The organism is Pseudomonas sp. MIL19 (assembly GCF_028680365.1).
Taxonomy (GTDB): domain Bacteria; phylum Pseudomonadota; class Gammaproteobacteria; order Pseudomonadales; family Pseudomonadaceae; genus Aquipseudomonas; species Aquipseudomonas spirodelae.
On record NZ_JAPPVG010000054.1, the window covers coordinates 1 to 10812 of the forward strand.

Below are 10812 nucleotides of genomic sequence, written 5' to 3' on the forward strand. Positions count from 1 at the left end.
GCCTGAACCGCCGTGTACGGAACCGTACGCACGGTGGTGTGGGAGGACGGCGGCCGTGAGGCCGCCTCCTACCCGATGCCTAACATTCATGGCCGGCACCCTGCGGGCCTTCGCTAGGCGACGTTAAGATGGCTTCAGCGCATTTCGTCTCTCGCGCTAAACCTGTGTTTTAAGGAGTTAACCATGAGTGCCTTTCACGACCTCAATCTGCGCGCGCTAGATGGCCAAGCGTTGCCGCTGGCACCCTTCAAGGGGCAGGTAGTGTTGGTGGTCAATGTGGCCTCCAAGTGCGGCCTAACGCCGCAATACGCAGGGCTAGAAAAGCTTTACCAGCAGTTCAAGGAGCAAGGCTTTAGCGTGCTGGGTTTGCCGTGCAACCAGTTTGCTGAGCAGGAGCCGGATGACGAAGAGGCGATCCGTGAGTTCTGCAGTCTCAATTATGGCGTCAGCTTTCCCATGGCCAGCAAGTTGGAGGTGAACGGCGCAGATCGCCATCCGTTGTATCGCCTGCTGGCGGGCGAGGGCGCTGAGTTTCCTGGCGATATCACCTGGAACTTCGAGAAATTCCTCGTCGGTCACGACGGCCGTGTGCTGGCGCGTTTCTCTCCGCGAACCACACCGGATGATCCCAGCATCATTCAGGCGATCGAAAAAGCCTTGGGCTAACAGGCCATTTGCGCCAAGGCTGCGGACTAAGCCCGCACATGGGTTGTCCGTAGCCAATCAGCACGGCTTAATTGGTCTATCTGCTAAGGATGACCACGATGAGCCTGTTCCCCGTTGACCCTGCCACTGTCCCCGCCAGCCCTGCTGCGCTGCGCGAGCTGATCGAACGTCGCCGCGCGGTGCGCCGCTTTACCGCCGAACCTGTGCCCGATGAGGTCGTGCGCGATTGCTTGGAGCTGGCGGTGCTGGCGCCCAACTCCTGCAACCTGCAGCCCTGGAGTTTTCAGGTGATTCGCGATCCGGCGCTTTTGGCCCGCCTGCACCCTGTGTGCATGAGTCAGAATGCGGCCAAGGCGCCGCTGATCATCGCCGTGCTGGCGCGTCCAGACACCTGGAAGCAGGCCTGCCAACACATCATCGACTATTGGCCTGAGCCGCAGGTGCCAGCGCGGATTCGCCGCTTCTATAACAAGACCGCGCCCTTTCAGTACAACCAAGGGCCGTTTGGGCTGCTGGGCTTATTCAAGCGCCAACTGCTGCGCATAGCCGCTTGGCGTAAGCCACTGATGCGTGCGCCTAATAGCCGCGCGCAGATGCGTATCTGGGCCGTTAAGTCCACGGCATTGGCGGCGCAGAACCTGATGCTGGCCTTCCAGAGTCATGGCTATGCCACTTGCCCTATGGAAGGCTTTGATGAGGTGCGCCTGCGCAAAACCCTGAGCATCCCGCGTGAGGCCATGCCGATCATGCTGCTGGCAGTGGGCAAGCAGGGTGAGAAGGGTGTGTACAACCCGCGCCTGCGCTTTCCGCTCGAACAGCACGTGACCTGGCTCTAGTTGAGGCCTGCGTTGCGTCTAGAGCACGCCAGCTTTTTTCCAGGCCAGATAGCTGCTTACTAGTTGCGGCCCCAGTTCACTCGGGCGCGCATCCAGCACGGGCACCTTATTGGCCAGCAAGCGTTCGTGCAGGCCGGCGCGGGCGTTCAGGTAGTCCAGGGTGCCGCAGTAGTCCAGGGCGCTGGACAGATCCTCTACAGGGGTGTGGCGCAAGGTATCCAGCACTTCTTCGCGCAGGCTGGCGACCAGCACACGGTGTTGGCGGCTCAGGCGCTTAACCGCGCCGAGCAGCGCCTGATCATCCTCATCGCGCAGATTGGTCACCAGTACCACCAGAGCGCGACGGCGTTGGCGGCTGAGGAGGTTTTCCACTGCGGCGTTGAAGTCTGCTGGTTGCTGGGTGCTGCGCAGGTCGTACAGGGCGTTGAGCAGCACATTTAGCTGCGCCTGGCCTTTGACCGGCGCAAGGAAGCGGTTTTGTTCGCCGGCAAAGGTCGACAGGCCCACTGCATCGCCCTGGCGCAGCGCGACATAACTGAGCAGCAGGCAGGCGTTGAGGGCGTGGTCGAAGTGCGACAGTTCGCCGTCCTGACTGCGCATACGCCGCCCGCAGTCGAGTAGGAAGACGATCTGCTGGTCGCGTTCATCCTGGTATTCGCGGGCAATTGGCGTGCGTTTGCGCGCGGTGGCTTTCCAGTCGATCTGCCGCAGGGTGTCGCCATCGCGAAATTCGCGCAGTTGGTGAAACTCTTGACCGAGGCCGCGGCGCTGTTGCTGGCGCACGCCAAGTTGGCTTATCCAGTCATCCACGGCCATCAATTGTGCGCCGTACAACCGGGCGAAATCTGGGTAGACGCGGGTCTCACCGACGACTGGTAGATAACGGCGGGCGCACCACAGGCCCATTGGGCTGGGCAGGCTGACTTCACACTGCGGAAAATGAAAATGACCACGCAGTAGCGGACGCACGCGGTAGCTGACTTGGGTCTGCTCGCCGGGGTGCAGGTCAACCTTGAGCGGCAGGTGCTCGAAGGCCATGTCGCCGGGCAGATGATCAAATACCTCCACCTGCAGCTCACGGTTATAGCTGTGGTGCAGATTTAGCCGCACGTCGCTCCAGCGCCCTAGCGGTAGATTACCGGGTAGCTGGCGCTCGATGCGCGGCGAGGGCACTTGGCGCAGCAGCAGGGCGTCGATCAGGGCCAGGCCGAGCAGTACCAGCAGCAAGCCCCAGTAAATCGGGCTAACGCTGCGCGGCACGACAACGCCCAGGGCGCTGCAGATACCCAGCGCAATGCCGAGAACGAACAGGCCGGCCAGCAGCGCCAAAAGCGCACGCGAGGGTTTCATGCCGTAGCGCCTTTCAAGAGGGGCTTTTTCAATGTAGGGGTCATAGGCGCGGAGCCGCAACCTGGTCGAGCAGTTGTTGCAGCACCTGATCCACCGACAGCCCTTCGATATCCAGCTCGGGCGAGAGGCGTACGCGGTGACGCAGCACAGCCAGGGCGCAGCTCTTGATGTCATCCGGCAAAACGAAGTCGCCGCCGCGCAGCAGTGCGCGGGCCCGCCCGCAGCGTACCAGGGCAATCGAAGCGCGTGGTCCGGCGCCGATCGCCAGGCCTGGCCAGCTGCGTGTGGCACGGGCGATGCGCACGGCGTAGTCGAGTACCTGCTCGTCAATTGGCAGGTCGCTGGCAATCTTCTGCAGCGCCTGCACATCGCGGGCTTGCAGCAAAGTGCGCAGCGGCGTGACTTCGAGCATGTCGGCTTTGCTTGAGCGCGCCACCTGACGAACCATGTTCAGCTCTTCGCTCTGCTCGGGGTAGTCCATGCGCAGCTTGAGCATAAAGCGGTCGAGCTCGGCTTCTGGCAGCGGGTAGGTGCCCTCCTGCTCAATCGGGTTTTGCGTGGCCAGCACCATAAAGGGCAGCGGTACGTTCAGGGCGCGACCTTCCAGGGTGACTTGGCGCTCCTGCATCACTTCCAGCAGTGCCGCCTGGGTTTTGGCCGGCGCACGGTTGATCTCATCCGCCAGCAGCAGGTTGGTGAACACCGGGCCTTTGCGCAGCTTGAATTGCTCGCTCTGCAGGTCGTACACAGCGTGGCCGGTGACGTCGCTGGGCATCAGGTCTGGGGTGAACTGGATGCGTGCAAACTCGCCGCCAAAGCAGCGCGCCAGGGCGCGAACCAATAGGGTTTTGCCGAGGCCAGGAACGCCTTCGATCAGCACATGGCCGCCGGCGATCAGGGCGCTGAGCACATCGTCGATGACCGCCGTCTGGCCGATCAGGGCTTTCTGCAACTCAGCGCGCAGTGCCTGAGCCAACTGGCTGGCGCGTTGACGCTGAGCATTCGGGTTGGCCGCAGCGGCTGCCGGTGCAGCTGGCGCGGGTGCCGCAGCCGGTATTTCGCTGACGGGCTCGGAGGCTACGGCCGCCGGTTCGATTGCGCTGTCCGGCTGTTCGGGTGTGTGTTCGCTCGTCATAGGGCATTCCTGAGGGTTTGCAGGTTGGCGACCTGGCGGGTGAAATCGGCAGCGGCCAGGCGTTGCTTGGGCGGCGGCCGCATGGCTTGGCTGATAACGCTAGAAGGCTGGCGGGTCAGGCGGCTGAGGGTTTGCCATTGCTCGGCCACGGCGAGGCGTTCGAAGCCTGGATGACGCTGCCGGGCGCGGCGCTGGATGTCTTGCTGCAAACCGTGCAACAGGCTGTGCTGGCCGTTGTGGCGCAACAGGAAGTCAGCGCTGCCGCGCAGGTGTTCCTGCAGCTGTCGGCGATGTCTGCTGGCGGGTAGCTGCAGCGGACCCTGGCGCATGCCCAGGTGCCATAAGCCAAATGCCAGCAGCAGCGCCAGGGCGACCAGCGCGTGTGGAAAGTGCTCAAGCAGCAGGCTGATCAGGTCATCGCGGTCGGCGCGGTAGAGCAGAGTCACCTGGCTGTCTTGGGTCATGTACCACAGCAGCCAGGCGTTGTCGTATTCGCCGATGCTTTGGTTTTGCCAGATCCAGCTGTCGCTGACCACGCTGATCAAACCATCGCCATGGTAGAGCTGCAGCAGGTGCGTGGCCGCATCGCTGTTGGCCCAGGCGTGGGCGCGGTTTTCGGCGTCGTAGAGGTGGAAGTCAGTGTCGAAGTTGAAATAAGCCGGTGCGTCTTCGTTTTCTAGGTAGAGCTGGGTCAGTTCCGGGTAGGCGTTGTCGTCGTCAGCGGCTGATTGGGCCTTTGCTTCGGCGTCATACGTATCTTCTGCACGGCCCTGCTCAGCTGTGGCGGCGCTATCCTGATCGTCGAGGCCGTCACTCTGATACTGCTGAATGCCTAGGCTGTCGAGCAGCAGGTCGCCGCTTTTACCTTCGTCTTCATCCCACAAACGTTCGGCGACAAATAACAGGTGGCCACCTTTGGCGGCCCAGGCCAGCAGGCGTTCGGCCTGCTTGGGCGTCATTCGGCTGCGGTCACCGAGCAGTAACAGGGTTTGCCCGGCGCTCGGCAGGTCTTTGAGGGCTTCCAGGCCGTCGGCGCGTTGGACCTGCAGGCCCTGCTTGCGCAGGAACTGCTCGGCCGCCAGGTAAGGGTTGGCCTGCGCCTCGGGCGAGGGGCCGTGGTCGAGGGTTTCCTGATATGGCGTGAGCATGCCCAGCAGGTAGATGCCAAGCAAACCGAGGGCCAGCAGCAGGCCTGCGCCGATAAAAAATGGGATGCGCCGCTTCATGCCTGCGCCTCTTGCTCGAACAGTCGTCGCCAGGTGCTACACAGTTCTTGTTTGAGTGCGGCGGGCGGCAGTCGATGGCCATAGGCGAGGTTCTGCCAGTGAAGGGTTAGCGTCTGGCTGAAGTGGCTGAGTTCTTGTTGCCGCAGGGTTTGCACGCGTTGCAGTACTTCGGCTTCGGTGTGCGCGCTTTTCAGCGGCAGGCGCTGTTCATGCAGCATGCGGCTGAGTAGGGCGCGGTAGAGCAGGCCGAGGGCTGCGCGTGGCTGCTCATCCCAGAGCCGTTCAACTTCGCCAGGAATGTCGGCTGGCAAACTCTGCGGCGCCACTTCCAGGCCAAACAGTTGCGCCGGTGGCTGATATTTACGCGCGCGTGGCAAGCGTAGGCGTCCGGCAAAGGCGTTCAGCCAGTCGCGGTAACGCCACACCAGCCAGGCGATCAGGCTAAACAGGGCGGCCCACAACAGCACTTCGAAGAACAGCGCTACGGCCTCGACGCTTTTCCATAGTTGGGTGAGTGCAAGGAACCCTTCTAGCAGTTTGCCCAGCGCCTTGGCGTCTGCTTCGTTGGGTTCTTCGGCCTCGTCACCGAGACGCCAGCGGGTAACGGTTTCACGGTGTTCGAAGGGCGGCTGCTCGAGCAGTTGGCTGATGCTTTGCTGGGCCTGTGCGCTGGTCAGCGGTTGCTTGAGCAGGCGCTCGGCCTGCGGCCCCACGGGGTTTTCAATCGGCAGTGGGCCGCCGTTGGCGGCGGCCATGGCACTGTTCGGTACTTGCAGCAATAGCAGGCTAAAACCCAGTAGCAGGGCGTAGGCCACGCCAGTCAGACGTTGGCGTAACTGGCGGAACACCAGCTCAATGTCCCAGGCTTCAAGGGCGGTACGCCGGTTCAGGTAGAGGGTAAAACCGCAGGCGACGTAAATAGGCTCCCAGAGAATCAGCAGCAGGACGTAGATCAGATTGGACAGGTGCTCCAGCCACAGCCATTCGCCGGCGGCAGCATTGATCAAGCTTTCCCAGCTCCAGTTCAGCTCAATCTGTGCCGGCAGAAGCATGTAGAACAGGCTGATCATGCCGAACCACAGCGCCATCTCCAGGTGCATGCCGACAATCGTCAGCCAGCTCGCGCTACCCGCATCACGCTGGCCAAGGGCAATTAAGCGTTGACTGCGTTCTTTACCCGCCAGGCCCTCTAGCTGCATGACGGGCATGTCGAAGCTGCGTGTGGGGCTTAACCGGCGCCATGTCAGGCTCGCCAGCAACTGCGGTTTGAGTAGGCCAGGCAGGGCCTTCAGGGCTTGCGTGAGGCTCGGTGTTGCACCAAACAACGCATGCGAAAGGATATACAGCGGCAGGCGCTCATAGGCGGGTTTGAGCCACCAGAAAATCAGCAGGGCGATGCTCGGGTAATCCCAGAGCAATACGCATAGCAGGGCGAAAATTGGCAGGGTGACCAAGGCCCAGCTGAGCATCAGCAGGCCAGCATGCTGCTTGGCCAGCAGTACGCCGAGATCGATGGCCTCCCAGGTGCTGCGTGGGCGGATTACCACGCTCGCATCAGTCAGGCGCATGCACACCTCGGCCAGCCAGCAGTAGATAAGCCAGAACCAGCAGCCAGAGCGCGCCGCCAACGATGTATTTAAAACTGTGACTGGCCAGGCTCATGGAAGACCAGTAGGCCTCGATAAAAGCGGCCAGCAGTAGAAACACAATCACCCCACCGACCAGCCGCACACTGCTGCCGGCGGCGACCCGCAAGGCTTCGCCGCGGGGCAGGCGGCCGGGTACCAGCAGCGCCCAGCCGAGTTTCAGGCCGGCGGCTCCAGCCAGGGCAATGGCGGTCAGCTCGAAGGCGCCGTGGCCGACGACGAACGACCAGAAGGTTTCGCCATAGCCGATCTGTGTCAGGTGGCCGGCCACTGCGCCAATCATCAGGCCGTTGAATAGCAGGAAGAAGAGGCTGCCCAGGCCAAGCAGCAGGCCGCTGGCAAAGGTCTGAAAGGCGATGCCGATGTTGTTCATGATGTAGTAGCCGAACATCATCCAGTCATCGCCTGAGTCGCGCTCGCTGAAACGGCCGATGCGCCTGGCATCGGGGTCGTACATCTTTTCCATCTCGGCGACTTGGTCGGGCGGCATCACGCCGTAAACCAGATCGGGGAAGTGGTACACCAGTGTGCCCATCAGCAGCAGGCTGCCGAAGAACAGCAGGCTGGCGGCGACGACAAAACGCCATTCAGCCCTGACCAAGCGTGGAAACCCTGCGAGGATAAAACCGAGTAACTGGCCACCCAGTGGACTGCGGTGGCGATAGAACTGCTGATGACCACGCATGGCCAAAAGCTGTAATTGTTCGATCAGGTGGCTGCTATAGCCCCGGCTCTGCGCTAGGGCGAGGTGTTGGCACAGGCGCCGATAAGCTGCGGCAAAGCCTCTGCATTGCTGGCTGTCGGCTTTGCCGCGTTCAAGCGCTGTGAGCAGTGCGTCAAATGCCTGCCACTCGGCCTGGTGCTGGTTTTCAAACAGGCTCTGCTTCATGTCGGGCCTAAAAGGCCACGGGCAATGCCGTGGATCTGTTGTTCAGCCTGTTCCGCGGGCACTTGCAAGGGCTCGGCAAGCAGGCCCGCGAGCTCCTGGCGGCGCGCGCTGGAGAGGCCCTGTGCACGTTCTGTAAAGCTGAGCAGGGCGCGTTGTTCAGCCAGGCTCATGCTGAATGGCGCACGCAGCGGTTCGGCTTGCGGTCGTTGCGGGGCAGTAGGCGGCTCATCGCGATAAACCACCAGTGTGCCGGCAGCGATATCGCCCAAGCGTTTAAAGGCCGGATGATTGAGGCAGCTCAGAATGCCCAAGGTGTAGCCGAAGGGCAAAATGTCGACGAAGCGCAGGAGGTTACGGGTCAACGAAGCGGCCCAGCCAACGGGCGTGCCATCATCATGAATCACCCGCAGGCCCATCAATTGTTTGCCGGGTGAGCGGCCCTGGTTGAGCACTTCAAACAGCACCATGTACCACCAGGTCACGAGAAACAGCAGGCTGGTACCCAGGCCCATACCGAATTGGCCGAGCAGCGCCAGGGCTGCAAATAACACGCCGAGCAGTGCGCCGCGAATCAGCAGGTCGATGCTGAACGCCAGCGCACGCGGTACCAAGCCCGCCGGCCGCAAAATCAGGTCGATGCCTTCCGGCGTTTCCACTTTATAGCGGGTATCCAGCAGCGGGCGGTCGGTAACTGAATCAGGGGTTGGCGTGAGCGACATCGGCAGACTGCATCGAGGAAAGCCCGATGCTAGCCAGCAGCAAGCAGCGGCGCAACCGGCGCGGTCACAAGAGTTGGCGGGGAAGGGCTATTTATCAGCAATAACGGGTTTTTACGCGACTTAAATGCAGCCCGTGCGCCTGCCACAGGTGGCTGGCGCACGGGCTGCGCTTGTCTGCGCGTTAGCAGCAGGGTGCTAGACTGCCGGCGCCTCAGCATTAGGACGTTACTGTGACTTCTAGCCTCTTTTGGTACGACTACGAAACCACGGGCATTGACCCGCGCCGCGACCGGCCATTGCAGTTGGCGGGGATTCGTACCGATGAAAACCTGAATGAAATTGATCAGCCGCTGAATATCTACTGCCAGCCCAGTGACGACATTCTGCCGCACCCTGCCGCCTGCTTGGTCACCGGGATTACTCCGGGCAAGTTAGCCGAGCATGGCCTGGATGAAGCCGAGTTTATGAGCCGTGTGCATGCTGAGCTGTCGCAGCCCGGCACGTGCGGCGTGGGCTACAACAGCCTGCGCTTTGACGACGAAGTCACGCGCTACAGCCTGTATCGCAACTTCTATGACCCCTATGCCCGTGAGTGGCAGGGCGGTAATAGCCGTTGGGACCTTATTGACCTGGTGCGTACCGCCTATGCATTGCGTCCGGAGGGTATCGTTTGGCCGCAAGAGGATGGGCGGGTGACCCTCAAACTCGAGCGTCTGACGGCTGCAAACGGCATTGCGCATGGCCAGGCCCATGACGCGTTATCCGATGTGCGGGCGACTATCGCCCTGGCGCGGTTGCTGCGTAGCAAGCAGCCGAAGTTGTATGACTATCTCTATCAATTGCGCATTAAACAACGGGTGCAGGATCAGATACGCCTATTGCAGCCGTTGGTACATATATCCGGCCGTTATGCCGGCGCGCGGCATTATCTGGCAGTGGTGCTGCCTTTGGCCTGGCATCCACGTAATCGCAATGCGCTAATCGTCTGTGATTTGCAGGCGGATATTGCGCCGCTACTCAATGAGAACGCTGAGACATTACGCACGCGTCTTTACACCCGCCGTGATCAATTGGCTGAGGGTGAGCTACCGGTGCCGCTTAAGTTGCTGCATATCAACCGTTGCCCGGTTGTTGCGCCGATGAACGTATTACGTGCGCAGGATATTCAACGCCTGCAACTCGACATTCCGGCCTATCAGGCACAGGCCGAACAATTACAGGCTAAGTCTGCTCTTTGGCAGGAAAAACTGCTGCAGGTGTATGCCGAAGAGCAATTCGCACCTAATCAAGACCCGGAACAACAGTTGTACGATGGTTTTATCGGTGACCGTGACCGGCGTTTGTGCGAGCAGGTACGCCGTGCTGATCCGCAACGTTTGGGGGAGGCAGTTTGGCCCTTTGATGATGCGCGATTACCCGAGTTGCTGTTTCGTTACCGGGCGCGCAACTTTGCCGCGACCCTGAGCACTGAGGAACAGCAGCGCTGGCGAACCTTCTGTCAGCAACGCCTGAGCCACCCTGAATATGGTGCACCGAATACCCTTGAGCAGTTCGAACAGGCCTTGGCGCAGGTGTTTGCAGATGCTAATGCTGAGCAACAAGCGGTGTTACTGGAATGGCGCGCGTATGCCGAGCGGCTGCGCCAGCAATATGCCTTGTAATATGGTTGATTGTTAAAAATAGCGACCACAAAAAAACGCCAGCATTGCTGGCGTTTTTATTTAGCGCGGGGCTATTCGTGCGGTGGCTTAGTCCAGCAGGGTTACCCAGCTTTCAACAACGTCGCTGCCCCACTTAGCTTTCCACTCTTTCAGCGTTTTGTGGTTGCCACCTTTGGTTTCAATCACATCGCCAGTGTTCGGGTTTTTATACTGCTTAACTTTGCGCGCGCGCTTGGTCGCAGTAGTTTTGGCTGGACGCAGGCTTTTGCTGCTTCTGGCTTCCGGGTCAAGCATGGCAATGATGTCACGCAGCGACTTTTGGTATTCACCCATCAGTGCGCGCAGTTTGCCTTCGAATTCCAATTCTTTTTGCAGCTTGTCGTCTTGCGACATGTTCTTCAGGCGGTCTTGCAGTTCTTTGATGGCTTCTTCGGTAGCGCGGTATTCGTTGATGAGCGACATGTAGGGCGTGCCTATATAAGAAATTGACGATTAAGTGAAGCAATAGTAGTCAGGCACTTTTCACAAGTAAACCGCTTTATGGGTATTTTTTATGAATTGTATTGCTAAGTAACTTATTAGCCATTTTCTTATTGGCCGCGTAGGCATATTAACCTGGCAAATAAATAGGGCATATTGGGTAATCTGTCCCTATGAAAACAGATGCCCGCAAACTCAGCCCCC

General features: G+C 60.4%; 10 protein-coding genes. 3 read left to right on the forward strand and 7 right to left on the reverse strand.

Features of this window, described 5'->3' with window-relative positions:
• Positions 1 to 183: 183 nt before the first annotated feature.
• Together N1078_RS18830 and N1078_RS18835 are read left to right on the forward strand one after the other, a co-directional pair.
• Positions 184 to 666, forward strand: a complete 483-nt coding sequence (locus N1078_RS18830) for a glutathione peroxidase (protein ID WP_274089620.1) — start codon at positions 184 to 186, stop codon at positions 664 to 666.
• A 98-nt stretch (positions 667 to 764) separates the two neighbouring features.
• Positions 765 to 1502: a nitroreductase family protein gene (locus N1078_RS18835; RefSeq protein WP_274089621.1), complete on the forward strand. Its 738-nt coding sequence runs from the start codon at positions 765 to 767 to the stop codon at positions 1500 to 1502.
• An 18-nt stretch (positions 1503 to 1520) separates the two neighbouring features.
• Here the strand turns inward: N1078_RS18835 and N1078_RS18840 are convergent, their stop codons facing one another.
• Genes N1078_RS18840 through N1078_RS18865 form a run of 6 tightly spaced genes read right to left on the reverse strand, consistent with a single transcriptional unit; the run spans position 1521 to position 8467 of the window.
• A complete protein-coding gene (locus N1078_RS18840) occupies positions 1521 to 2852 on the reverse strand; it encodes a DUF58 domain-containing protein (protein ID WP_274089622.1) in 1332 nt (443 codons plus the stop codon).
• Between the two features lie 40 nt (positions 2853 to 2892).
• The gene (locus tag N1078_RS18845) at positions 2893 to 3987 is read right to left on the reverse strand and encodes an AAA family ATPase (protein WP_274089623.1); all 1095 of its coding nucleotides are present in this window, start codon (positions 3985 to 3987) and stop codon (positions 2893 to 2895) included.
• Complete coding sequence (locus tag N1078_RS18850) at positions 3984 to 5213, reverse strand: DUF4350 domain-containing protein (RefSeq protein ID WP_274089624.1); 1230 nt, start codon at positions 5211 to 5213, stop codon at positions 3984 to 3986. Before N1078_RS18850 ends, N1078_RS18845 begins: the two co-directional genes overlap by 4 nt.
• Positions 5210 to 6781, reverse strand: coding sequence for a DUF4129 domain-containing protein (locus N1078_RS18855; RefSeq protein WP_274089625.1), 1572 nt, complete (start codon positions 6779 to 6781; stop codon positions 5210 to 5212). The genes N1078_RS18850 and N1078_RS18855 overlap by 4 nt, the downstream gene beginning before the upstream one ends.
• On the reverse strand, positions 6768 to 7748 hold the full coding sequence (locus N1078_RS18860) for a stage II sporulation protein M (protein ID WP_274089626.1): 981 nt from the start codon (positions 7746 to 7748) through the stop codon (positions 6768 to 6770). The genes N1078_RS18855 and N1078_RS18860 overlap by 14 nt, the downstream gene beginning before the upstream one ends.
• Complete coding sequence (locus tag N1078_RS18865; RefSeq protein WP_274089627.1) at positions 7745 to 8467, reverse strand: RDD family protein; 723 nt, start codon at positions 8465 to 8467, stop codon at positions 7745 to 7747. Before N1078_RS18865 ends, N1078_RS18860 begins: the two co-directional genes overlap by 4 nt.
• A 230-nt stretch (positions 8468 to 8697) precedes the next feature.
• Between N1078_RS18865 and sbcB the strand changes: the two genes are divergently transcribed.
• On the forward strand, positions 8698 to 10128 hold the full coding sequence (sbcB, locus tag N1078_RS18870) for an exodeoxyribonuclease I (protein ID WP_274089628.1): 1431 nt from the start codon (positions 8698 to 8700) through the stop codon (positions 10126 to 10128).
• Positions 10129 to 10215: 87 nt separating this feature from the next.
• On the opposite strand, the gene mvaT is transcribed toward sbcB, so the two are convergent.
• Positions 10216 to 10590, reverse strand: a complete 375-nt coding sequence (mvaT, locus tag N1078_RS18875; RefSeq protein ID WP_274089629.1) for a histone-like nucleoid-structuring protein MvaT — start codon at positions 10588 to 10590, stop codon at positions 10216 to 10218.
• Between the last annotated feature and the right edge of the window lie 222 nt (positions 10591 to 10812).

What these genes read in the sequence shown, in the direction of transcription:
- N1078_RS18830 (WP_274089620.1), top strand. Translation starts at nt 184, where the DNA reads ATGAGTGCCTTTCACGACCTCAATCTGCGCGCGCTAGATGGCCAAGCG.
- N1078_RS18835 (WP_274089621.1), top strand. Translation starts at nt 765, where the DNA reads ATGAGCCTGTTCCCCGTTGACCCTGCCACTGTCCCCGCCAGCCCTGCT.
- N1078_RS18840 (WP_274089622.1), bottom strand. Translation starts at nt 2,852, where the DNA reads ATGAAACCCTCGCGTGCGCTTTTGGCGCTGCTGGCCGGCCTGTTCGTT.
- N1078_RS18845 (WP_274089623.1), bottom strand. Translation starts at nt 3,987, where the DNA reads ATGACGAGCGAACACACACCCGAACAGCCGGACAGCGCAATCGAACCG.
- N1078_RS18850 (WP_274089624.1), bottom strand. Translation starts at nt 5,213, where the DNA reads ATGAAGCGGCGCATCCCATTTTTTATCGGCGCAGGCCTGCTGCTGGCC.
- N1078_RS18855 (WP_274089625.1), bottom strand. Translation starts at nt 6,781, where the DNA reads ATGCGCCTGACTGATGCGAGCGTGGTAATCCGCCCACGCAGCACCTGG.
- N1078_RS18860 (WP_274089626.1), bottom strand. Translation starts at nt 7,748, where the DNA reads ATGAAGCAGAGCCTGTTTGAAAACCAGCACCAGGCCGAGTGGCAGGCA.
- N1078_RS18865 (WP_274089627.1), bottom strand. Translation starts at nt 8,467, where the DNA reads ATGTCGCTCACGCCAACCCCTGATTCAGTTACCGACCGCCCGCTGCTG.
- mvaT (WP_274089629.1), bottom strand. Translation starts at nt 10,590, where the DNA reads ATGTCGCTCATCAACGAATACCGCGCTACCGAAGAAGCCATCAAAGAA.